This is a genomic window from Catenovulum sediminis (assembly GCF_007289895.1).
GTDB lineage: Bacteria > Pseudomonadota > Gammaproteobacteria > Enterobacterales > Alteromonadaceae > Catenovulum > Catenovulum sediminis.
On sequence record NZ_CP041660.1, the window covers coordinates 1,778,968 to 1,802,831 of the forward strand.

Genomic DNA, 23,864 nt, shown 5'->3' on the forward strand with positions numbered 1-23,864 from the left:
TAATGGTTTCCATTTGTATTGTTGTTTCTTTTGTGTTTTCTGCAGCGAAATGGAAGTCGTATTTAATTGTTGATAACGATGAATCAATACTTTTTTCATGCTGATAATGGCTTAAATTGCAGAAAATGAGAGTAAAGATGAGCGAAATGCAAACAATGAGCGAGAAAAACAGAGGTCTTGCACTGGCATCAATTAAACGAATGGTCGAATACTATCTATCTTGTGAATAGTCTAAATTCACACTGGATATGTTTTGTAGCGACTGAATATACAAGATACGTAGAATTCAACATAGTATATCTCGTATATTAGCTGCAACTGATTGGCGTGCGTGGGAATGCCAATCAGTAATCATTATTATTGCGCAGGGCGTTCTGTTTGGTTATTGCTGTCTACATCGACAAAAATAACTTGATCAATGCCAAGCGCTATATTTGCCGTGACTTGTGCTTCAACTTGAATGTTATTTTGATAGGCGTATAAGCTAAAGTCATCGTCAATGGTTTCTGCGTCATCTAGATGAGACAGGCAGGTGTAGCCTAATTCGTAGTTTCCTTCGCCGACATAACCCATTTCAAACTCGTAATTGCCGCTTTCTGCGTTTAGGCTTAAGGTTGCAGTCGCAAGTGGCGAAACACTTTTATGATCGTCTGATTCATTAATGTCTACAGTGGCATCAGCACTCACGTCATCAGCATACAAATAAACAGCATGACCAAATTCACCACCTTGCCCCGCATTTACGGCATGGTCAACTTCGCAGGCGCCTATCACCTCTGAACTGATGGTACCTGCTATATGACCGGATTCGGTTTGGTTCGCGAGCCGCACACCCGTTGGTTTAAGTTTTATTTCTGAATTGTTTTTCGGATCAACCAGCGAGCGTTTTAAGTCAAATTCGACGACGAATTCATTATTGCCCTCGTTCAATGCAAAATTGTTTAACTGAATTTCTCCTATCCCATCATTGCCTTTTCTTGTCACAACGAGCGGACGTATACTGGCATCCTCAAACACGATATGGCTAGTGAGGGTTAGGTTGTTTTCGACGCCATTTACCAGATCCATACGGATCCACTGATAATCACCGGCTTCCACTTGCAAATCAGTAATCAATTCGTAAGCTTGACTGCCTTGAAAATCCAACAAATTAATTTTAGTGGCCTGATCATTATCGTCTAAAGTATCAATGATTGTATCTTCGCCGTTACCGTTTCTCAGAATAACTTGACGAACAAAGATATTCACCTCTGCTGCACTTTCAACGGCCGCGTCAGAGACCCCCAAAGAAAATTGTGCTGCTTGTGTTTGATTGTCGGAGCTTGAATCGTCAGTATCTATGCTTGAACCACATGCAGTTAATCCCATTGCCAGTGCGATTGATGTAAGCGATGTCTTTAAGTAATTCATATATCCTCCTAGATTTTTCTGAATAAAACTATGCTAGAACTAATGTCATTAGTAAGGGCTAGGGGTCTGACCTTCAACTCGTCTGTATCTGAGCTGTGTGGTATTTCACAGTTTAAAGTGTGAGGGTGTGAACTGCTTGGATATTTAGTGAAAAAGATTGAGCGCCAGAGCGGTATGAGCGTTTTGTGGTTAGGCTAACTCGTGAGCCATTTATTCGCTCACGAGTATATGCAGCTCAATTATTTTTCAGGTGGGGTATAACCTTCAATTTCAACATTTTTACCTTCAAACAAAAAACCAACCATTTCTGTTTCTAACACTTTACGGTCGTCAGGGTTCATCATGTTTAATTTTTTTTCATTGATTAACATGGTTTGTTTTTTCTGCCACAAAGCCCACGCTTCTTTTGAGATATTGTCAAAGATGCGCTTGCCAATTTCGCCCGGATAAAGTTGAAAATCTAAACCTTCAGCTTCTTTATTTAAATACTGACATTGTACGGTACGAGCCATGTTTCACCTGTTATATTGAGATTAATTAAAGCTATTGTAACCTGTAAAGCGCAGATATTTGAAGGTTAGTATAATTGCTTAAGTAATTTTTGTGTCGGTGCCGACATGCCAAACTCAGCTGGCGCTTGCAATGTAAACCAAACTTCATCTTTTTCTGCAATTTTTGCAGCTTTACTTTTCACCGCAACTTTTACCGGTGTGATATCCAGATGAAAATGGGTAAACGTATGGCGAAAGGTATTGTCTGCTGTCTGTCCTTCAATTTGTAAACTGAATAGCTGTTCAATCTCTTGGTCTGACAATAAACGCTCTGATTCTGGCAATGTATATAATCCGCCCCAAATACCTGTTGGTGGCCGCTTAGCAAGCAATACTTGATTGCCTTGTTGCAATATATACATAAAGGTTGTTTTAACGGGCTTGTCTTTTTTCGGTCTCGGCACGGGTATTTTATCAGTGATTGCTAACTGGTAAGCCTGACAGTTTGTTTGCAGTGGACAGCTTTCACATTTAGGTTTGCTGCGCGTGCAAATGCCTGATCCCAAATCCATCATGGCTTGATTAAAATATTCAATACCTTCTGCAGGTGATACTTGTTCGCTCAGCTGCCATAACTGGTCTTGTGTTTTTTTCTCACCCGACCAGCTTTGAATGGCAAAATAACGGCACAGCACGCGTTTTACATTGCCATCTAAAATGGCGTAGGGTTGTTTGAGCGTCAGCGATAGAATCGCGCCAGCAGTTGAACGTCCAATGCCCGGCAAGGCCAGAACTTGCTCAAATTGTTGTGGAAACTCGCCGTATTGTTCAACCGCCAGCTGTGCTGCTTTGTGCAAATTTCTGGCGCGCGCGTAATAACCTAACCCTGTCCATAGTTGTAAAACTTCATCCTGCTGAGCATTGGCTAAATCTTCAAGCGTTGGAAATTTTTCGGTAAAGCGTAAAAAGTAGGGGATAACAGTCGTAACTTGCGTTTGTTGCAACATTACCTCTGATAACCAAGTGGTATATAAGCTTTTATTTTGTTGCCATGGCAATGATTTACGTCCGTGTTGGTGATACCAGTGGATGACCTTATCGCCAAAGTCTGTGCGTTGATTAAGTTTCATTTAAATTGTTGCAATGCACCTTGTTGAATATCTTGTTGTGAATAAACACCGGTTTCTAGAATCCAGCCTGTGACCAGTTCTGCCGGTGTTACATCAAATGCCGGATTATATACTTGTGCTTCATCTGGTGCCCATTGTACGCTGCCAAATGCGGCCGAAATGCCTTTAACTTCTTGTGGGTCTCTTGTTTCTATCGGAATTTTTTTGCCATTTGTACAAGCGAGGTCAACCGTTGTGCTGGGCGCGACTACGTAAAATGGAACATTGTGGTAGTGCGCAAGTACAGCAAGTGAGTAAGTACCAACTTTGTTTGCAAAGTCACCGTTGGAAGCAATTCTATCTGCCCCTACTAATATCATGTCAACTGCGCCCTGGGCCATTAAGGTGGCTGCCATATTGTCACAAATTATTTTATAGGGTACCCCTGCCTGTTGCATTTCCCAAGCTGTTAGTCGGCCACCTTGCAGCAGTGGCCGGGTTTCATCTACCCAAACTTGCAGGTTTTTGCCATTTTTATGCGCATGGGTTATTACACCTATGGCGGTTCCCATTCCCGCGGTTGCCAAACTCCCAGTGTTGCAATGGGTTAGTATCTTGCTTTCGGCTTTTATCAGTCTGGCGCCGTGTTCTGCCATTGCGGCACATAGCTGTACATCTTCTGCAAATATTTGTTCGGCCAAAGCGACAATTTTTTGATTATCTTGGCCTTGTTGTATTGCTTGCTTTAAGCGATCCAGATAGTTCATCAAATTTACTGCGGTCGGGCGTGAGGCTCTGAGTTTTTCAACTGAGGCCAGTAACGCGCTAGCATTGGCCCCTTGTTGGGCAATGTGACCTATCCACAAGGTTGCAGCAATACCAATTAGCGGCGCACCACGGATCGCTAATACTTGAATATAATGAACTAAATCATCATCTGATTGACAGATATGCCATTGGGTTTGATGGGGTAAATGACGCTGATCTAATAAACTGAGTTCGCCATTTTGATATTTTAAGCTTGTTGCAATCAGGTTTTTCATTTAGTGGATGTATAATAATTGAATTCGATGGCGTATTTTGCCAACATCGACGCGCATTTTACAGTGGATTAGATAAATAAAGGCCAGCCATGACTGACTATAGAATTTTTAACGAAACAGATGCATTAAACTATGCCAGACAAGAGGTTGAATTTTTTGCCGCAGATGCAGATTTAGTCTCTAATGAATTTGGTGATGGCAATCTTAATTTAGTTTTTAAAGTAGTTGATCAAAAATCAGGACGGTCTTTGATTTTAAAGCAAGCTTTACCTTACGCCAGATGTGTTGGAGAAAGCTGGCCACTGAGTACCGATAGAGCAAGAATTGAAGCTGAAGTTTTGATGCTGCATGAAAAAATATGCCCGCAGCACACAGTACACATTGTTAAGTTTGATCGTGATTTATCGTTGATCGTAATGGAAGATTTGTCTGATCACCTGATTTGGCGCAGCGCATTAATACAACGAAAAGAATTACCCTTAGCGGGGCAGCACATTGGCACCTATTTAGCCAAAACCTTATTCTTTACGTCAGATTATTATTTAGACCCACAGCAGAAAAAAGCTAAAGTCGCTCAGTTTATCAATCCAGAGTTGTGTTTGATTACCGAAGATTTGTTTTTTACAGACCCATATCGTCAGCATGAGCGTAATAATTATAATCCGTTGTTAGAAAGCGAAGTGCAGAAAATTCAATCGGACCCGCACTTACAAGCTAAAGTCGCCTTGTTAAAATATAAATTTTTGAATCAGGCGCAAGCTCTGCTGCATGGTGATGTGCATAGTGGTAGTGTGTTTGTTAATGAAAGCAGCACTAAAGTGATTGATGCCGAGTTTGGTTTTTATGGGCCGATTGCGTTTGATGTAGGTTCAGTGATTGGTAATTTATTATTAAATTACGCTGGGCAGCCGGGTTTAAGCGAAACCCATGTAGCGCAAGTATATCGCCAATATTTACTGGATCAAATTCGTCAGATTTGGTTTACTTTTGCTGCAGAATTTGCGCGTTTAATGGCAGCTGAAACTACAGATGTTGCTTTTCAGGTTGCTGAATATCAGCAACTGGCATTACAACAAATTTTTGTCGATGCCATTGGTTATGCGGGTACAGAGCTTATTCGCCGCACGATTGGGCTGGCACATGTTGCCGATTTAGACAATATTGAATCGACAGAGCAACGCGCTGAATGTGAACTAGGTGCGTTGAAATTGGGTCAGGCCTTGATCAAAAATGCATCTGAGCTAGATGACATTGAAGCTGTCATTCAATGTATTGAAAAATTGGCTGCAAGTTGAATTGTAAATTAAAGGGGTAAATTATGGTTTTAGTATACAGTACAGACAAAGGTCGAATTGAACCTGAAAAAGAACATGAGCAAGCTCAAACTTTTGCCGATGGATGTGTACGAATTCGTCGCGAAACAGCCGGTCGAAAAGGAAAAGGTGTGATAACGGTCGCAGGCTTGCCGTTAGTTGGGGATGAGTTGAAAAAGCTGGCCCAAGTACTTAAGAAAAAGTGCGGCACCGGCGGTTCAGTAAAGGATGGCATCATTGAAATCCAGGGTGATAAACGGGATATTATTAAAACAGAATTAGAAAAACTCGGCTATAAAGTGAAATTAGCCGGCGGTTAACCTTCTTCACAACAAGCAGCCTGCGGTTTTTGTCCTTTTAATTTTGACAGTGATTTTTTAACTTCTCTAACCGTTTCACTTGCCGAAGCTTTTAAATTAAATTCGGCAAATGAAACTAACAGCTGCACTTGGCGCTGTGCAATAATTTTATGTTGCTTGGTATTGACTAAAAAGCGATCGAGTGCACTTTCAACCCCTGATTTATGATCGCATACTAAAACCATCACAAATTCATCTTCTGAATATCTGAATTGTAAATCGGTATTTCTAAAAACAGATTTCAGCTCGCAGGCGATATGTAGCGTAATTTCCTTTTTTTCATTGGTTGAGGTCTGTGCTTGGTTAAGATAAACGATTTTTAGCATTGCAAGCCACTCTCTATTTGCTTGCCGGTTCGCATCATGCGCTAAGATTAACGCTAACCGTGCATAACGAATCAGCGATAGATTAAGCGTATGAGCGTTGTATAAGCCAGTCACGACGTCCCGTTCCATGCGATCAAATATTGTCAGTAAGTTACAAAACACAGTCATGACATGACCGGCCAGTAAGTTTTTTACCGCCAATAAGTCTGTGCATTCAAATAACAATATATGGCCGATTTGTCCTTCCTCTGGAATAATAGGAAAGGTAACAATTTCCCTGACTTTGCCTTCTATTCTTTGTGTCATTTGTTTGTGTGCTAAAAAGCTATCGACTGCTATCTCTGGCGCAGCCGTGGTGTCTTTAGCTTGCCACGGGCGCTCCATCACTTGTTTAAAGATCAGTTGGCTGGAATCTGCGGCACTTCTAATAAATTCACTATTCGTATGATGGACTTCATAGATGCAAGCCATTTTAACTAAAGAGGTTTTGGATAGACGTGTGAGCAGACAATCAATCAGAGAAAGTGAATCTAATTGTTTTGTCAGCGAAACAATGATCGATAAACTGCGCTGGTAAAATTCGATTTCATGGACAAGCTTGGTTTTTGATTGTGATGCGAGCATAATAAAATCCTTCTATAAGGGCCATCACGAGTTGTTTGCGAGCGAACTATTAAAGCATAGCAGTGAATTGCGCCTTTATTGAACGTAAATTAAATAAAATAGCTATATATTGCAGCTTGTTGGTTCTAATAAACTTCACGCCAGAAAATAACCCTGTCATTACCGCGAAAGATACCCCAAGTCATCTCTGTTGTTATTGCACTATTCAAAGTGCCGCTGTTATCCCAGTCGTATTGTAAATACTCTATACTGGTCAGGTCTATTGTACTGCTTAAGCTACCTTGGTTACCTGCACCTGGTGCAGCGAAAGTGAAATTAAGTTGACCATTAAGTGCGTTTATTTGGTTCGTTGTCGTGGCGGGGGACAATAGATTAACCGTATCTCCACTGCTAATCGTATAACGGTTTAACCAGTTTTGATTGGCGGCATGAGTTTGCCCGCCAATGGTAAATTGTGAAGAGGCGAGGCGAGTCGTATTATCAGCCGTTGCGGTTAGCCAGTTGCTACCATCAAAATATTGAACCTTTAATAACATCTGTAAGTTATCTGTTTCTGGGCCATAGTTATTTGTGCTATTTAGGCGTGCATTGACCATATAAGCACTGTTGGGCGTGATGGTTTTACTGCTACTGGCGATGGCTCCATTGCTGAGGTCATAGAAAGCACCCGCTGCAAATGTAATCGGAATATGGGTATTAAAAGGGGAGATGTTTTGCTGAGCGTTTTTTTGATGGCTAAAAGAATCCGCACCCAGCTGGTAGCTAAAGCTGCCATCCGCATTATCCGTTAAAATACCGGCATTAAAGCTAGAGGTTAGGGTAAACCCGTTATCTGTCGCAGCTGAGCTGACTTTATTAAGATCAAGAACCAAATTAGCGGTGCCTAGCGCAGTCGTATAATTTTTTATCGCGTTACCAGCGCTGTCCAATGCCAGTACCGCAATAACGGGGCGTGTTGTATAGGAAAAACTTTGTCCTAAATAGCTATAACTATTGTTAATTTGATTCGCATACTGACCTGCTGCGCGCGCGTCAGTATACCCATTTGGATAGCTGTCTGCTGCATTGTAAATTTGCAAACTGGCGGGGATAAAGGTACCGAGTGTTAGATTGTTAGAGGTGATCGTCGTCGCGGATAGATAGTTAAGATCTCTTGCTTGTAGTTGATACAAGCCGTATTCGTCTATTTTGCTTTGCGCATGACTATAGGCGCCTTCAACAAAGGTCAATCCACTGGTGTTGTTAAAGCCACTTTGAGATGTAACCTGACCATTACTGCTGTTGTAGGTTAAGTTGGCCTCTACCCCTCCAGATGCTGGATCTGGGCTGATTCTTTGTAGGTCAAATTGCATTTGGTTAGCTTGGTAACTGGGTGTAACCCTGTTGTCACTGCACTGCGCACTGAGGTTCAAACTAAAGGCAGAATTGATTGGATGATTGTTTGTGCTGTCACTGGACAGGACGATTTTATTCGGGTAGAAATTTTGAACTGCAGAGCCCGTATTTAATATACCCTCCGGATCAGTCACTTGCAGTGTCACCGCTCCGGCATCTGGGTAGCTTATATGAAAACTAGCTTGCGCTGAACGATCAAAAGATGCGCTGATAGTATGTCGATGTCCGATTGAGTAAGCATGGCCAGCCAGTTGGATTGCTGCATTTCCTTGTTTGTTTCGATGTGAAAATAATATCTGTAAACGCCTGTGACCTGACCATGCCGGTGCGCAGTTTTGTGAACCATCCGATTTTAGTGCTTGTATGGTCACCGTGCCTGTTGTGCAGGATTCAATATTCTGCTGGCTCACAACAAATCCCGAGTCGCTAAAGACCAACTGACAATTACCGTTGCCATTGCAAGTGACTGGTGCGCTGGGCGACAGATCTTGCAACCCTAAAGTAATTGTCGCCGGAGTGCTTTGTCGCAAGGTGACTGATTTGCTGCCGGTAAATGAATGATTATCGACAACCTCAGTGCGACGCGATATGGTTTTGGTTAAACTTGCCTGTGTGACTTGATCGTACAGGCGGCAGTCGGCAGTTGCACAGGCTTTTACCGTTATTGCAGCTGAATTGCAGGTTAATGCTTGGCTATCATGTGTGATCTCATAATGGTCAACGCTGATACAATCAACGGGTGGGGTGGCCGCTAAATTGGTTATTTGTTGCTGGCTTAATACCCCTGAGTAGATCCTGAAGTCTTCTAATGCGCCATTAAATGATTCTGAATTAGGCTGCCAAGTACTACCCCCTAACGTCAGCTGGGATGGCCCTTGTGCTGTCAGGGTTTCACTACCTCGGGCAACTTGAATACCATCTTTATAGACACTCCACGTATTATTGCTACTGCTGTATGCAATGGCTAGATGCACCCACTTGTTCAGATCATTATTAGAGAGGTTAGATGAGATACTGGTGTTTGTGTCTGTTTTTTGTATATCCCAATAGATTGTATTGCCCGCTTCCCACCTTGCTTCAAAACCATCACCAAAACCAAAAATGCGTTGTCTACTGGTTGGCATTGCGTCAACTTTCATCCAAAAAGCTACCAAACCATTAGCAGGTGGGGTAAAACTGGGGCTCAGTGCCCTTTGATTCGCTGAGGCGTCAAATGCCAAATAAGTTTTGTTGGTGTCATGGCATTGCCAGCTCGGGTCTTGGTTATCAGCTGCATTTGAAATACCTAGGGTCAAATTTCGCGCGTTTGCACTGCTATCAGTTGCTATTTGTCCGCTGCCTTGATCAAATTGATAATGCACTTGCAGCACAGGTGCAGTATCTGTTTGGCTGCATACGTTATGACCAAAATCGACTTGATTGATTACCCCTGCGTATTCTACAGCAGCTTCACTGTTCATTATCAAGCTACCCGTTGATAGCCTACCTCTGATTAAACCACTGGCATTGATTGTTGTGCGGCCAGTTGTGTTGTCGCCATCAACATAAACAAAACCAACAATCTCAGATGCCGTGTTTAAAGCCAAACTGTTATATGAGTTATTTGCATGGATATAAATAACCAGGTTATCCGGATCCCCATCTCGGTTGATCCCTCGGCTATTTACAGTAACTTGATTTTGTACGTGAAAGCGCACAGTGCCTCGACCGCGACTCACATCTATACGAATATTTGATGTATCGTTTAATGTTAATGAACCAAAATAGTAGTCGCCCGGCGGCACTACTAATTCAGCCCCAGTATTAAGCGTTAATTGAGCAAACCGATACGTTCCATTGACTTGAGAAAAGCTTGCAGTAGCATTTGAGTTCAATGTTATATTGCCATTATGTTCGTCACTAAATACATGGTGTCCTCCATTTAGAGAGATCCATCGAGTATTATTCGAAGCTAGGAATGGGGGGAGTGTTAAACCGCTTTGTGGTTGTCCGGAAATCCCGCATGTAACCCGACGTCCACATGTATCGGGTGCAATTTGATCTCTGATATGTACAAATGGCAATCTATCTGGATGAGGTTCGTTAGAGATCCGGCTATTGGCGTACATGGTGATTTGGCCTTGGCTATGATGGCTACCAATAGCGGCGCTAAACACATCCTCACAACCAGCTGACCACGCGGTGCTGGGCAGTAATGCAAGCAGCAAAAGGAAAAACAGCTTTTTCATAAAGCGACAGCCTCTATCGTTAATTGCCGTGATGTCGTTAACTCACCCGCGGTACATTGCGCTAAACTGGTGATGGATAATAAATCAGCACCATTGACAACCCCACTTCGAGTGGTGCAACTAATGTTTAACTGGCAATTATTAAAACCATTGGTTGCAGGTAAATTGACGGCACTGGCAGTAACCGTCGCACAATCTGTTGCGGTATTTATGTTGAGCGGATAAAGCCGGCTGAGCGAAATTTCTAAACCACTTTGCGCTGCTGCGAGTGCCCTTAAGCCGATAATTTCATATGCGTTGTTCATACCCGCAATATTTAATGAACGCATTACACCGGCCAATAATACAGATAAAAATACCAGCACAAACAGCGCCATTACCAAGCTACTGCCGGTTTGCTTTTTGAGCCTATATGGGGCGTGGATATCGCTATGGCGCATTGGGTATCTGCACTAAATGGTGAAAGAACATATTTTCATTATCGTCAGTTAATCGCGAAAACTCCAGATACAGCGCAATTTGTGCATGTCGGATCAGGCTGGCATCGGATGTAACATGAAAAGGCGCTTCTGTTGCCACCTGATTGGATACATTTTCTGCCATTAAACTTGAGCTGGTGGTGTTAATCGCTTGCAATTGAGCGCGCGTATTTTGTACTGCGCTGGCGGGATAATTTTGGTAACGAACAATATTTGTGTTTTCTAAACAATAACTGACCGGGTTAGTCCAAGTATAGTATCTTTGCGCAGCAGAAGGCGATGCAAATGAACTGGCTGATGCAAAATGAATAACTTGACTACCATCGCCCGCCACTGCATCAACCGAATCTATGGTAAAGGTTTGATTGTTGCTGGTATCATATATGTCGGCTGAATTGGTTGGGTAAATACTGATATTTTGTCCGGCTAAAATATTACTGTTGGTCGGGCTGATAAGGGTTAACTGCGTCGAGCTAGCAGGTGCAAGCGGAATGTTAATATAGCGCCCGCTTGTCACTATTGGGATAAATTCGATACAGGACTGATTGTTGGCATTGTCATTTAAAACACGCAAACTATAAGGGACAGCGGTTCTCAGTTCTCGTGTTAGCCTTTCAATAATAAAGCGGCTGTCATCCAATACCAGTTGGCGTTCGCTGACATCCACATAGTACATCGCGCCCCAACCCATAAAACGCGACATAAATACACCGACAATGCTCAACACCACTATCACGGTGACCATTTCTATTAAAGTAAAAGCGGCGCACTTGCGCATTAATAGTTACTCCGGTAGGCAGAAAATGCATTTTGATTACCTGCTGGGTCGGTGACGGTAATTTGAATCAGTTTATGGGTACCAATTGCATTATCATTGACTCCATCTAAATTTGCATCGTAAAAAACACTGACCGAAAGCTGATACTGTGCGTAATTATTTGCAAGGTTGTTATTGTTTGGCAGGCTTAGTTCGATGATATCGTTACCTGTGCTATTTAAATTATGGTAATCATCTACATCGTCATAATCATCACGTGAGTCTTCATTGGTATCAGCCCCTAGATTTGCAGGTGTTGTACAGTTAACGGCACCTGTATCAACGCTAGAACAGCGAATCGCGCCCCCTGAGCGATCTGAGTTTTCATCAAACGACTTGCTGATAATTTCATTTAGCAGCGCCGAGCCGAGCTCTGCTGCTCTGATTTGATGCCAAGGGTCTGCGACAAACTTGGTACTGTTATTTAGCATCGTTGTGAAATACACCATAGTGATTGAAATCACCAGTATGCCAATAACCATTTCAATTAGCGTGAAGCCTTTAACTAAACATCTCATCTGTGGATATACCCCTCAGATTCAATGGTAATGGTGAGGTTATAACTGCTTTGAATTTGAATTGTACAGCCCCCTAAGCAGTCTTCAATAGGCTGGCCTAGTGCATTAAATCGAATATCAAATACAGGGTTGATAGCCAAGTTATTGGCAAGAAATGTGATGTCTGGGTTACTTTCGCTGGCAGATAGGCCTAAATAATCGGGTGAATAGGTATTTTCTAAAACGTTTGAAGTGCAGTTATTTTGTTGACCAAAACGATTGCTGTTTATTAAAACGCGGTGGCAATTGTTATTGGTATTTTGCATCGCCTGTAACTGTTGGTGGCGCAGTAAAGATAACAGTCGATCGCGGTATTCATTGATCTGGCTATCGTTTTTAAGCAAACCTAGTTTGGGTAAGGCGGTGACAGACAAAATACCGATTAAAATGATGACAATTATTAGTTCTATAAGTGTAAAACCGGATGTAAGACGAACTGTTCTGGGCATAATTATCAGTTCAGAGCGCAAATACATTTATTTGCGCTCAGCTTGTCAGAAGAAATGAGTGGGCTTAAGGGTTACACTCTGCTGCACCGGTAATGCGACCCACTTCTGTCGGGCCGGTTGGCTGAGTATAAATAACTGAACAGTCTCCTTTGCTAAATGTCGTATCGTTACCAGAATAAGTAATTGACCAGGTTGAAGGTTTATCAATAATCGCGCCAATACCTTGAGCTGTGCTTTCAGGATAACCATAGTCTGTATCAACATGGCCCGCTGCAACAACCGTTGTGTCAACTACGGTGTTGGCGTTGTTGCCTAACGTGTTTTGAACCAAGGCTTTGGCATGTACCATATTGACTGCACTCACAATTGAACCTTCAATCGCGCGGGCTACTGATAATTCTGCTTCATCTTGCACATCGATAAATCGAGGTGCGGCGGTGACTGCTAATATACCTAATATAACAATTACGACAATCAGTTCGATCAACGTAAAACCTTGTGTTTGTTTCATATTCTACCTCACAGACTTTAATTAATTTTAATGTAGTTTATTTTTTAGCGCTTGACCATTCTTTGCAATGTAAAATGCACAGTATTTTGTACATTTTGCCAACAGCGTTCAGTTTTTGCGCATTTTGAGCTATATACGAGACGCTCAAGTTATTGGTTATTGCTAAATACGCTGACTTGACCGGTCAGCGGTAAATATTCAAAACCGTTACCAATACCGGTCCCTGTTGGTGCGCCACCCCTGTTTTTAATGGTTTGTACTAAATAGTACAAACAAGTATTTTGCCCATTACTGGACCCTGTTGTGGCGTAATAGTTGTTTTCAGAAAAACTTTGGTTGTTATTGCCATCAAAGCTGGTCGTTATCTTAGGAGAACTTTGTAAAATTCTGATGAATACCTGACGGCAGTCCTCGGCTGTTAGTGCACTGGAATTTGAATTGTTGTCATTTTCTCCACCAGTGGGGTAGCCTTTGTTTGGGTCTACCGCAACGAGTACGCCATCTAAATTGACAGTGGCTAAATTCGGCCCACCATTATCCATTGGTCGGCCATCGAGCTCCCACTGTGAGCGAACCAGTCCAACGGCTGTGGCAAAACCACCGGCCACCCCCTCAACAGTCGCATCTTCAGCGTCATCTGTTACGCTGAGCAGTCTCGGTAAAGCGGTGGCGGCTAATAAACCTAGAATTATAATAACTATCACCAGCTCTACCAGTGAAAACCCTGTATTGAATCGTTTAGCTGTCATTCTTGCTTATCCTCAAGGCTAATAGTGTCTACTATACCTGTCTGTTGCTGATAAATGATTATCTGGCTTCCAAATTTAAAATGGCATTGCGCACCATCTTTATATTGTATTTTTGCCTGTATTGTTAATAGTTTAGCTGGTTTTGCCAGCAATGCCTGCCAAAGCTGATGGCAAGCTTCCGAACTATTGCCGGGAATTTCTGGCCAACCTGCCTTTGTCATTTTAACCTGTGTTGTTAAACTCGCCTGATGTCCGCTCGATAGCTCGATTGTGTCAGCCCGGGCTTTTCGTAACCATTCAGCATGGCTGAGTTGCACCGCATCGCGCAGTTTATGACTTGTCATTGCAAAAACGAGATGGTTACTCTCATCTTCCGTGTCTGCAAAATAGCTTAACCATAACCCCCACAAGGCTATTAAAATAATAAAAGCCAGTAAGTGTTTTGCGACCTTTAAGCTGGCTGTATTGTTTTGTGTTGGCGGGCGGGCATGCATTTTACTGCCCTTTAATTGCGCCCATCATATCCCACATTGGCATAAATATACCTAGCGCCAGTATCATGACCATACCGGCTACAATTGAGATAAGAATGGGTTCAATTTTGGCGGTTAGACTTTTCAAGTCAAAATCAACTTCTCTTTCGTAAAAATCGGCGACTTCTTCTAACATGGCATCTATTCTTCCGGTTTCTTCACCGACCGCTATCATTTGCATGACCAAAGGCGTAAATAGATTACTGGCATTGGCGGTTCTTAATAAACTGTCGCCACGTTCAATACCGCGGCGGATATCTTGGACTTTTTTGCTCATAAAGTCGTTTTCTAATGCTTCAGAGACTAGGTTTAATGCTTGTGTTAGTGGTACACCGGCTTGCAACATCATCGCAAAAGAGCGTGCAAATCTTGCTAAAGTTGAGCGCTCGATGATTGAACCGACAACAGGAATGTTCAGTTTATAACGCGACCAATTGAGTTTCCCTTTTTCTGTTTTGACATACGCTCGGGCGGCAAAAACCATAACAATAATTGCGGCAATCACCACATACCAATAGTTTACAAAAAAATTAGAACTAGAAACTAATAATACGGTCGTCCAAGGTAAATCAGCATTGAATTTTGCAAACATTTCTGCAAATGTTGGGATAACAAACAAGTTCATTAATAACAAGGCGAGCCCAATTGCGATTAAGACAAATATTGGGTAACGGGTTGCCGATTGAATGCGCTTACGGGTTTCCTGCTCGTCTTCTAAATATTGGGCAAGTTGTAAAAATGCCTCTTCTAGTTTCCCCGTGTTTTCACCGACATTAATCATGCTGACAAATAGTCTGGAGAAAATTTTAGGGTGAGCAGACATCGCATTGGCCAGTGGTTTGCCTTTTTCAAGTTCTATGCTCACTTGTTGCAGTGCTTCTTTGAGGCGAATTGAAGTTGTGGTGTCTGCCAAACCTTGCATCGCACGAATAATAGGGATGCCGGCTTTAACCAATGAATACATTTGACGCGAAAAAATAACGAGATCTTCAAGACTGACATTGGGGATAAAAAGCTGTTTCTGAGCTAGGCTGGTCGGTTTATTTGCTGTATTTTTGGTCGTTTTTTTAACCGCTTTTTGTGCACCCATTGTTTGCGTGAGTGTTTGCGTGCGTGTTTGCATGCGGCTAATTTGCAGCGGTACAACATTTTTACGCTTTAGAGCTGCTGCGGCAGCGGCTTCATTGGCAGCTTCGATTTCACCGTTAACTGTTTTACCGGCTAATTTTCCTTTATAACTATATCGCGCCATCTTCAGCCTCATGTTCTAACGATTGGGCGATCCTGTCTAACTCTGCGACACTTTCAACTAAACGTAAAACTTCTGCAACTGATGTGGTTCCTTGTTTTGCATATTCTAGCGCTGCCTGCGCCAAACTTTGAAAGTATGGACTGGCTTTGGCATGGTGTGCGAAGGCCTCTGTATCATCTCGTTTTAATGCATTGACCATGTCATCATCAATTTCAAGAAATTCGAAGACCCCAATCCGGCCTCGGTAACCCACATAGTTACAAGTTTGGCAGCCCTGACCGACCACAAACTTCATATCATTAAGATATTTTCCGGCTAAACCGGATAACCAGACTTTTTCGCTAGCGGTAGGCTGGTATTCTGCTGTGCAATTGTCACAGACTTTTCTGATTAGACGCTGCGCTATAATGGCTCTCAGTGAGCTGGCAACTAAATAGCCCGGTGCGCCCATATCAATTAAACGGATCGCACTACTGATCGAGTCATTAGTGTGGAGTGTTGACAGCACAAGGTGGCCTGTGAGTGCGCCGCGTAATCCAATTTCGACAGTTTCCTGATCACGCATCTCACCGACCATGATTATATCTGGATCTTGTCGTAATGCGGTTCTTAAAACACTGGCAAAAGATAAATTAATCTTGCTATTGACCTGTACCTGATTAATTCGAGATAAACGGTATTCAACAGGATCTTCAACCGTAATAATTTTAGTTGAAGGCTGGTTTAACTCACTTAGTGCGCCATACAAAGTGGTTGTTTTACCCGAGCCGGTTGGCCCGGTAACTAAAATCATGCCATTTGGCCTTTGCATGACATCTCTAAAGCGCTTGAGAATGTCAGCCGGCATACCTGTTTGATCAAGTGAAAGTATGCCACCACTTTGGTCTAATAAACGCATAACAACCGATTCGCCGTATTGAATCGGCATGGTTGACATCCGAATATCAATGCTTTTACCCCGTACTCGAATGTTAAAACGCCCATCTTGTGGCAGTCGCTTTTCGGAAATGTCTAGCCCAGCCATCAACTTGAGTCGCAAAACCAGTGCTTGGGCGATACGGGCTTCATTTAACGTCGACTCTTGCAAGACACCGTCAACACGTTGCCGGATACGCAATGATCTTTCATCTGGTTCGATATGAATGTCAGAGGCTTTAACCTGCACAGCGTCTTCAAAGATTGTGTTTAGTAGTTTTGCGACCGTTGCTTCTTCTTCGTCACCGTCAGTCGCAAAGGTATTAAGATTAAAGTCTTCCGTTTCGTTATATTCATCTTCTAACTGCGAGGCAAATGATTGAATGTCAGCGGTACGGCGATACAAGCTGTCAAACGCTTCTAATATTTGACTCTCTTTAACGGCGACTATTTTTAATTCTTTTTCGATAAGGCGATCTGCGACCGCATCTACTGCATTGATATCGGCAGGGTCGCTCATACCGATAACATAGTGTTTTTCTTCTTCTTCGATTAATAAAACACGATGTCGGCGGGCAACAACTTCGGGGAGCTTATTAACTAGATTAGCATTTAATCGTTTTTGTGAAATATCCCAGTAGGGAACATTGAGCTGTTGGGCTAAGAAAGTCAGTAACTGGCGCTCTGATATTGCACCAGAATCTATTAATGTCGCGCCTAATTTTCTGCCGGATTCTTTTTGTTGTTGCAAAGCGGCCATTAACTGGCCTTCTGTGATTATCCCTTCTTCAACCAATAGATCGCCAAGGCGTTTTTTTAGTTTAGGTTTAATCATGGCCGAGTCCTTTAAGTCGTTCGCGTATAAAGGTCAAGGAGGCTTCGCTTAGCTGCGCACTGTTTAAAGCTTGTTTATATAATGGTATTGCACTGTCTGTCTTGTCTAACTGATCTGCTGCTATTGCAGCTCCTAATAGCCAAGCGCCTTGTTGTGGGTTTAAGTCTAGAAGTTGTTGCCAAATCTGATATGCAGATGACCAGTCTTCACGTCGCTGTGCCAAACTGGCTTTAAACTGATAAAACTGCGGGTGCATGACTATGCTAGGGGGCTGATTTTGCAATACTTGCCAGGCTAACTCTGCCCGGTTTTGTTCTAATAATATTCTGGCGGCTAATAATGCATACTCAGGATTATCGGGGAAGTTTTGTATACCTTGTTGCAATAACGCCAGCGCGGCTTGTGGATTTTGTTCGCCATAACGCATGCTCACTAAAGTAATGCGCGCTTCGTGTAAATCTGGCTTTAAAGCAATTGCATCGTTAAGCAGGCTTTCTGCTTTTGCAAAGTGACCTTTGTTTAACAGTGCTTTAGCTTGTTTCAGTTTAGCTTGTGCTATTTCTTCGTCACTGGCTTTCGTTGGCGCAATTGATATATGTGAGTTTTTGACTGTTTTAGTGCTTTGCTGTGAAGTTTTAGTTGCCATTTTATTATCAGCAGTTTGCGGCTGGTTAATGTTTGCTGCTGTTGTTTCTTGCGCTGTACGTTTTTGCGCCGCGGTGCTTGCCTTTGTGGTCACGGGCGTTTCTTTTTGTTGTGCTTGCGCGGCCGTTTGCGCTTTTATGATGCTGGGTCTTATAACTGTTTGTTGCTCAGTTGTCGTATCGGTTGGCTGATTATCTGTGGATTGCGAGCTTACCACTGTGGTTGCAGGGCTGGATTTTTGCAAAGCGGCTTGATTAGAAGCCTGAGTGGGCGCTTCAATTGTTGTTGGAATGATTTCCTTCCTTTCTGTAACAGGTTGGGTCGTTAGCCAAAAATAAGCGGATATGGCGACTAAAAGTACAACCACAATAATAAAAGAAACACTGGGTCGGCGTTTTTGTTGTTCGCTATTAGGTGATATTTTAGGGTAGTCAGCTTGCACCTCAGTTTCGTTTGACTGACGTTTATCTAAATCTTTTAGCATTTGGTTGATGACACTCATAACATGCCTCTGCTCAACCCGATGACAAGTCCAATGGTGACAATGGTTAACACCCCCAAAACACTGGGCATTATTTTACGGTTGGTCAATATAGATTTTACCGTTTGCAGGTGACGAATATTGCCACTATGACAACTTTCGGTATCCAAAATAGCTTGCTTTGCATGTGCCAAGTTGATGTTTTGCTTGCCTTCACCGAACGCCAGCATCAAACATTTATGGGCCAAAATATTCAGAAGTCTGGGGGTTCCAGAACTCGCTTGATAAAGTTGATGACAGACATCTAGCGGAAATGCCGGCATCCCTTGATAGCCTGCGATTGTCATTCTGTGATGCAAGTAAGCCTGAACTTGTTGTTGTGACAACTCATTAAGCGTAAAAGAGAAAGTAATACGCTGTTTAATCTGCCTCAGCGCGTGTTGGGATAAACGTACATCTAACTCAGGTTGGGCAAATAAAACCAGTTGAATTAGCTTACGATTTTCAGTTTCTAGATTGGTAAATAGTCTTAAAGTTTCTAAACTTTCATCCGGTAAGACTTGCGCTTCGTCTAAAATTAAAACCAGTTGTTTGCCTTGTGCACATATTTGCATCAGCTTTTGTTGGATTTTTTGTGTTAGGTTAGCGCTTGAAATTTGACTACAGTCTAGCCCCAGCTCTTCTGCAACGGCGGTTTTGAGCTCTTCTGGTTGCAGGTATGGGTTGGGAATATAAGCGGTTTGAAAATTCTCATCTAGCTCGTTCATTAACTTTCTGCACAGCAGTGTTTTACCCGTGCCCACTTCACCTGTAATTTTGACGAATCCTTCACCCATTTTTAATGCGGTAATCAGGGTTTGCAGCGCTTCATGGTGGCTCGGCAGCCCCAGGAAAAACTGCGTATTCGGAGTCAATGCAAAAGGTAATTCTTTTAAGCCAAAATGATACAGGTACACAAATTACTCCGCGTTATACCATTGTTGCAATAGGTCTGAGGAACGCTGTAATTGCTCTTGCCAAGTTCCTTCACCAACGACAGTGGGTTTAATCAAGATAATCAGCTCTTTTTTCTGCGTTTCTGATTTTTTTGATTTAAATAGTTCACCTACCCAAGGGATGTCACCTAAGATGGGGGTTTGTGAATCTAGATCGCGTGTGACTGTTTGCATCAAACCACCAATCACGACTATTTCACCTGACTGTGCTTTTATTATGGTATCGGATTCGCGCACGTTACTTTGCGCCAGTGGTAAGGTAAAGTTTTGCTGATCAAGGGTCACCACTTTAATTTGTTCACTGGTATCTATAACCGAAGGATGAACATGCAAGATCACCCCGCCGTCAGCATCTATCTGAGGCGTCACATCTAACGCTATCCCGCTGAAAAAGGGTTCTAATTCAATATTGGGTGTTGAAGTAGTTGCTGTGCCAGTCACTGTAGTGGTAGAAACATCGGTGACATAATATTCATCGGTACCTACTTTGATGACCGCTTTTTGATTGTTAGAGGCGGTCAATCTAGGGCTGGACAACACTTGTACATTACCTTGCGTTTCTAGCAAGTTAATGAGACCGGAGAAGTCACCATTATCAAAAGTTACACGAGTGACACCGCCTAAAACATTGCTAATGGTATCGCCTAGCGTCGCGCCAGTTCTGACTGAACCGATACTGGTAGAATCTATTGAACCTAATACACTGCGCCATTCAATGCCTTGTTGGTAATTGTCATTTAAGCTTACTTCAATCACTTTAGCTTCTAAGATCACTTGCCGTTGCATCTGTTGCTGTGTGGCGGCTAAAAATTCGCGTACACTTCTGATTTCATCTGGAAACGCTCGTACTGTCACTAAACCCGCTTGTGGATTGACAATTATACTGCGCCCGTCTTGGCTATCGAGCAAACTTTTAAGTGCATCTTTTAGCTCTTGCCAAAAATCGTTTTGACTACTAGATACAATACTAGTGCCATTGCCACCTTGGTTCCCTTGCATACCGGAACCGCTATTGCTTTGCCCATTCTGTGCGCCGGACAACCCTAAATTTGAGTTGTTTGAACCACTGCCATTGTTATTGCTGTTATTTGATGAGTTGCTGACACCGCCTGATGTAATGGATGTGAACGATGCGCCATTACGTTGCATGGCTAAATAATTTACCGCTATGGTTTCTGTGCGCATACCCGCCGGATAAATTTGTAATAATCGCCCTTTCAATTTGATATCGTAACCATATATGTCACTGACAACTTCAATGACCTCGGCTAAAGTAACGCCTTTTAAAGACAAAGTTAAAGTACCACTAACGGAAGGATGAACCACAAGGTTTAAAGGCGTGTCACTGACTAAGTTTCTAAAAAAAGGTTCAACCGCAACATCTTGCGCTTCTATGTCATATCGTTTTTCATTTTGTAGTGGCTGCGGTGCAATTTGTCTCAGTTGAGGGGTTAGATCTGCAAAGACTTGCGCAGGGATTGGCGTTTTACCGTCCGTTTTGCTTGGCTCATTTTTTAACGCTTCTTTAATATCACTATTTAAGCTGGCGTTTTGGCAAGCTTGCAGCAGAAATATTGCTAACAAAAATGTGAGTTGTCTGTTTATCATTATGACTCGCGCTTTTGGCTGTTATTGGGTTCAGTTTTTATTTTCACAGACCGTAATTGTAATTTTTTTGTTTGTCCACTCTGATTGAGTATAACCCCATCTTGGCTTATTTTAACTAATTGTGTGCTCGAATTAAGCCACTGTTTTTCAGTATAGATTTTATTATTGATGATTGCTGTGTATTTATTCCCCATATAGGATATTGCTTGCAGCTTGAATTCAGCGGTTTTTGTAGGTGTTTTATATGTGCTAGCTGAACTGTTAAGGACACTGAAATCCGGCAATGTGGGGTCGTTTATGGCACAGCATTGAAAGCTGAATAAAAACAGAAGCATAGATAATAAAGGATAGTTTTTATTTGCAATCATACGCCCATTATCCCTTCACTTAAACTCAGTGTAATAATTTCGACAGATAGTTGGCCTTTTGGGTATTGTATTACTTTGTATTCAAAGTTGTTCCAATTCACCTGCCAAGGTAACGTTTCAACCTGTTTTAAAAACTGATATAGATCTTGATAACGACCTTCTAGTTTAATTTTTAAAACTTGCTGATATAAGTCTGCTTGTTCATTGTCGTCAGATAACAGGTTTTTAGCGGGCAGTGACTTCAAACTGAGTAATTTTACGCCTTTGGTTTGACTGAGCATATCTTGTAACAAGGCCGCCATTTGCTGCGCATCAACCAATTCTGCAGAAATTGCTTTCAATTCTTTGTCTAGTTCAGTTAAGCGTTTTTTTAATGTATCAACTTGTTGTTTTAACGGTAAGTTTACATCAACTTTTAATGCACCTTGCAAGCTGTCTGAGGTTTCAGTTAACGTCGTAAATTGCTGTTGCAGCTGTGCTAATTGTTTCTGTTGCTCGCTATGGGCCGTCCAGCGTGGTTCAATGATCAGCATGATAAAAACATAACAAATTAATAGGCTGCCGGATGCGAATATAATTATTTTTTCGCGTTTGGCGAGCCCGCTATATTTTTCTTGAATATTTAGCCACTGTTCTTTCATGGTTGTTCACTAACTACTGTATCTTCGGTATTTTGGTTGGCGATTGCAAAGTGGGTATACAAGCCATTTTGTGAAGCGGTCATCGTTAAGTCTTTAAACTCTAAACCTGAAAAATATTTGGAGTGACTTAATTTTTGCAACCAATTCGGAATTTTAGCAACTTGATTCGCAGCGCCAGCTAATTTAATGGTTTGCTCAGTATAAGTGATTTTTTCTAACCATAAGCCGGGTTGATACATGTTGGCTAAATCTGACATTAATAGCGAAAAGCCCGTCTGACTTTGCTGTTGTTGACGACCCTGTATCAATTCTTTTATTTGATTTTTGCCACTGATTTCGCGTATTAAATTTTGTATTGAGTTTTCTAGGTATGGGTCGGGTGCACGCGTGTTCAAGGCGTTTTCAAATTCATTCACTAAACTTTCTTTTTGTTTTATCGATAGATTGAGTTCTTGATATAATTTATCGGTTGTTTTTGCTTTCTCTGTTATCCAATAGCTCATACCGGCCATAATGGTAAACACCACTAACCAGACAGAAAGCGCATTATTGAGTGATAGTGGATCGGGTTTCGGTTTAAATTCTTCAAGGTAAAAATTGATATTACGCTTCATGGAGCTTTTCTCCTTGTCGCGGCGTCAATTCATTTTGTTCGATAGTATGCAGTAATTCCTGCACCGCACCAATTGCCGGAAAATACCCCTGATTATCTGAATCTTCGGGCAATTCGTCCGCCAGTCTGTTTTTTAGCGGCAGTACGGGTAAGCTGAAATTTTCACCTATTTTATCAATTAATAAAGCTTGATGTGGGGATTGCACAGCTACATAAATACGCTTTACTGGCGGTTGATGTAATTGACTTTCAAAATAGTCTAATGAGCGTTGAATTTCTAAGCTTAATCCATCCGCTGCGCCATGAGAAATCTCCAGTTCTGCGAATGTATCTAATTTTAGGTATCCGCGAATACGACGGAAAAAATAGATTTGTCCGTCTTTGACAATTTGCATTAATAACTCTTCTTTTGGCTGATGCACAACCAGCATAGAGGCATCATGGTCTTCTCTAAACAAGTCTAAATAAGCTAATTCATCAACGGTTATACGCTGTAATTCATTGCACTTGGGTAATGTGAGTTTTAATAAGTCTTGGATAAAAGTGCGATTAGCGGCAATTAGGTTTACCTTTTTTTGCCCACTGGGCTGAACTGGAATATCAAAATATTCGACGACTATGTCTTCCAGATTGCCACTGACATACTCAACTGCTGAATAGCGCAGTGCATTTAGCAGCTCTTGCTCTTCAACCTCGGGTCTGTCGACTATTAGCATCTGGTATTCTGAGCCGGGTAAAACAATATTTAATCGTGCACTTGCTAAATACTCATTATCTAAAATGGCTTTAATGCTTTCGTTCCAACTGTGTTCTTCTTGTTTTTCTAGGCTTTTTGCATAAATAGGTTTCTTTTCGCCGTTTTGATAAATGAGCAAATACAAGGCATGGGTTGCCATCATTAAAGAAGCTTGATATTTACTCTCTTTTTTTCTTGTAATTTTACTTAATAATTTTTGTATTGGGTTTAACATAGGCTTATATAACGAGATAATGGTGGCGCTTTTGTTAAACACCGAGCAAAGCTAGCCCTCCGCTGACTTTGAACAACATTTGGTGCAATAAAAACAGTAAGTTGCCGTTAATTATCGACTACTATAGCTATTTTGCCAATAAAAAAT

24 protein-coding genes are annotated in these 23,864 nt (G+C 42.0%); 2 read left to right on the forward strand and 22 right to left on the reverse strand.

The genetic code is table 11. From position 1 onward, the window contains the following. Window positions 1-357 precede the first annotated feature (357 nt). From FNT16_RS07215 to mtnA, 4 genes are all read right to left on the reverse strand, one after another. The gene (locus FNT16_RS07215; protein WP_143870953.1) at window positions 358-1,410 is read right to left on the reverse strand and encodes a DUF4382 domain-containing protein; all 1,053 of its coding nucleotides are present in this window, start codon (window positions 1,408-1,410) and stop codon (window positions 358-360) included. Between the two features lie 239 nt (window positions 1,411-1,649). Beyond that, window positions 1,650-1,922, reverse strand: coding sequence for an oxidative damage protection protein (locus FNT16_RS07220; RefSeq protein ID WP_143870954.1), 273 nt, complete (start codon window positions 1,920-1,922; stop codon window positions 1,650-1,652). Window positions 1,923-1,987: 65 nt separating this feature from the next. Then, on the reverse strand, window positions 1,988-3,031 hold the full coding sequence (mutY, locus tag FNT16_RS07225; RefSeq protein WP_143870955.1) for an A/G-specific adenine glycosylase: 1,044 nt from the start codon (window positions 3,029-3,031) through the stop codon (window positions 1,988-1,990). Beyond that, complete coding sequence (mtnA, locus tag FNT16_RS07230) at window positions 3,028-4,053, reverse strand: S-methyl-5-thioribose-1-phosphate isomerase (RefSeq protein WP_143870956.1); 1,026 nt, start codon at window positions 4,051-4,053, stop codon at window positions 3,028-3,030. Before mtnA ends, mutY begins: the two co-directional genes overlap by 4 nt. 89 nt (window positions 4,054-4,142) lie before the next feature. On the opposite strand from mtnA, the gene mtnK reads away from it, so the two are divergent. Together mtnK and yciH are read left to right on the forward strand one after the other, a co-directional pair. Beyond that, complete coding sequence (gene mtnK, locus FNT16_RS07235; protein ID WP_143870957.1) at window positions 4,143-5,348, forward strand: S-methyl-5-thioribose kinase; 1,206 nt, start codon at window positions 4,143-4,145, stop codon at window positions 5,346-5,348. 23 nt (window positions 5,349-5,371) lie between these two features. After that, the gene (yciH, locus tag FNT16_RS07240) at window positions 5,372-5,686 is read left to right on the forward strand and encodes a stress response translation initiation inhibitor YciH (protein ID WP_143870958.1); all 315 of its coding nucleotides are present in this window, start codon (window positions 5,372-5,374) and stop codon (window positions 5,684-5,686) included. On the opposite strand, the gene FNT16_RS07245 is transcribed toward yciH, so the two are convergent. The 18 genes from FNT16_RS07245 to FNT16_RS07330 form a co-directional block, all read right to left on the reverse strand. Beyond that, complete coding sequence (locus tag FNT16_RS07245) at window positions 5,683-6,675, reverse strand: nucleotidyl cyclase domain-containing protein (protein ID WP_143870959.1); 993 nt, start codon at window positions 6,673-6,675, stop codon at window positions 5,683-5,685. The genes yciH and FNT16_RS07245 overlap by 4 nt on opposite strands. A 125-nt stretch (window positions 6,676-6,800) precedes the next feature. Next, window positions 6,801-10,298 (reverse strand): LamG domain-containing protein, encoded by a 3,498-nt coding sequence (locus tag FNT16_RS07250; RefSeq protein WP_143870960.1) that lies wholly within the window; start codon window positions 10,296-10,298, stop codon window positions 6,801-6,803. Next, window positions 10,295-10,738, reverse strand: coding sequence for a hypothetical protein (locus tag FNT16_RS07255; RefSeq protein WP_143870961.1), 444 nt, complete (start codon window positions 10,736-10,738; stop codon window positions 10,295-10,297). Before FNT16_RS07255 ends, FNT16_RS07250 begins: the two co-directional genes overlap by 4 nt. Beyond that, the gene (locus tag FNT16_RS07260; protein ID WP_143870962.1) at window positions 10,728-11,555 is read right to left on the reverse strand and encodes a type II secretion system protein; all 828 of its coding nucleotides are present in this window, start codon (window positions 11,553-11,555) and stop codon (window positions 10,728-10,730) included. Before FNT16_RS07260 ends, FNT16_RS07255 begins: the two co-directional genes overlap by 11 nt. After that, entirely contained in the window at window positions 11,555-12,112 is a 558-nt protein-coding gene (locus FNT16_RS07265; RefSeq protein WP_143870963.1) for a type IV pilus modification PilV family protein, read from the reverse strand. Before FNT16_RS07265 ends, FNT16_RS07260 begins: the two co-directional genes overlap by 1 nt. Then, window positions 12,109-12,600, reverse strand: a complete 492-nt coding sequence (locus tag FNT16_RS20975; RefSeq protein WP_281281899.1) for a prepilin-type N-terminal cleavage/methylation domain-containing protein — start codon at window positions 12,598-12,600, stop codon at window positions 12,109-12,111. The genes FNT16_RS07265 and FNT16_RS20975 overlap by 4 nt, the downstream gene beginning before the upstream one ends. A 64-nt stretch (window positions 12,601-12,664) precedes the next feature. Continuing rightward, on the reverse strand, window positions 12,665-13,111 hold the full coding sequence (locus FNT16_RS20980) for a type II secretion system protein (RefSeq protein ID WP_143870965.1): 447 nt from the start codon (window positions 13,109-13,111) through the stop codon (window positions 12,665-12,667). 149 nt (window positions 13,112-13,260) lie between these two features. Beyond that, a complete protein-coding gene (locus tag FNT16_RS07280; RefSeq protein WP_143870966.1) occupies window positions 13,261-13,860 on the reverse strand; it encodes a type II secretion system protein in 600 nt (199 codons plus the stop codon). Continuing rightward, window positions 13,857-14,354 carry a hypothetical protein gene (locus tag FNT16_RS07285; RefSeq protein WP_143870967.1) on the reverse strand — a complete coding sequence of 166 codons (498 nt, stop codon included), beginning with the start codon at window positions 14,352-14,354 and terminating at the stop codon, window positions 13,857-13,859. The genes FNT16_RS07280 and FNT16_RS07285 overlap by 4 nt, the downstream gene beginning before the upstream one ends. A 1-nt stretch (window position 14,355) precedes the next feature. Next, window positions 14,356-15,645 (reverse strand): type II secretion system F family protein, encoded by a 1,290-nt coding sequence (locus FNT16_RS07290; protein ID WP_143870968.1) that lies wholly within the window; start codon window positions 15,643-15,645, stop codon window positions 14,356-14,358. After that, complete coding sequence (locus FNT16_RS07295; RefSeq protein WP_143870969.1) at window positions 15,632-17,395, reverse strand: GspE/PulE family protein; 1,764 nt, start codon at window positions 17,393-17,395, stop codon at window positions 15,632-15,634. Before FNT16_RS07295 ends, FNT16_RS07290 begins: the two co-directional genes overlap by 14 nt. Further along, window positions 17,388-18,542 (reverse strand): tetratricopeptide repeat protein, encoded by a 1,155-nt coding sequence (locus tag FNT16_RS07300; protein ID WP_143870970.1) that lies wholly within the window; start codon window positions 18,540-18,542, stop codon window positions 17,388-17,390. Before FNT16_RS07300 ends, FNT16_RS07295 begins: the two co-directional genes overlap by 8 nt. Beyond that, complete coding sequence (locus FNT16_RS07305) at window positions 18,539-19,477, reverse strand: ExeA family protein (RefSeq protein ID WP_143870971.1); 939 nt, start codon at window positions 19,475-19,477, stop codon at window positions 18,539-18,541. The genes FNT16_RS07300 and FNT16_RS07305 overlap by 4 nt, the downstream gene beginning before the upstream one ends. Before the next feature lie 3 nt (window positions 19,478-19,480). Beyond that, complete coding sequence (gene mshL / locus FNT16_RS07310) at window positions 19,481-21,124, reverse strand: pilus (MSHA type) biogenesis protein MshL (RefSeq protein WP_143870972.1); 1,644 nt, start codon at window positions 21,122-21,124, stop codon at window positions 19,481-19,483. After that, window positions 21,124-21,492, reverse strand: a complete 369-nt coding sequence (locus FNT16_RS07315) for a hypothetical protein (protein WP_143870973.1) — start codon at window positions 21,490-21,492, stop codon at window positions 21,124-21,126. Before FNT16_RS07315 ends, mshL begins: the two co-directional genes overlap by 1 nt. Next, on the reverse strand, window positions 21,489-22,133 hold the full coding sequence (gene gspM, locus FNT16_RS07320) for a type II secretion system protein GspM (RefSeq protein ID WP_143870974.1): 645 nt from the start codon (window positions 22,131-22,133) through the stop codon (window positions 21,489-21,491). The genes FNT16_RS07315 and gspM overlap by 4 nt, the downstream gene beginning before the upstream one ends. Then, the gene (locus FNT16_RS07325) at window positions 22,130-22,747 is read right to left on the reverse strand and encodes a PilN domain-containing protein (RefSeq protein ID WP_143870975.1); all 618 of its coding nucleotides are present in this window, start codon (window positions 22,745-22,747) and stop codon (window positions 22,130-22,132) included. The genes gspM and FNT16_RS07325 overlap by 4 nt, the downstream gene beginning before the upstream one ends. After that, window positions 22,737-23,759, reverse strand: coding sequence for a hypothetical protein (locus FNT16_RS07330; protein WP_143870976.1), 1,023 nt, complete (start codon window positions 23,757-23,759; stop codon window positions 22,737-22,739). The genes FNT16_RS07325 and FNT16_RS07330 overlap by 11 nt, the downstream gene beginning before the upstream one ends. Window positions 23,760-23,864: the final 105 nt, after the last annotated feature.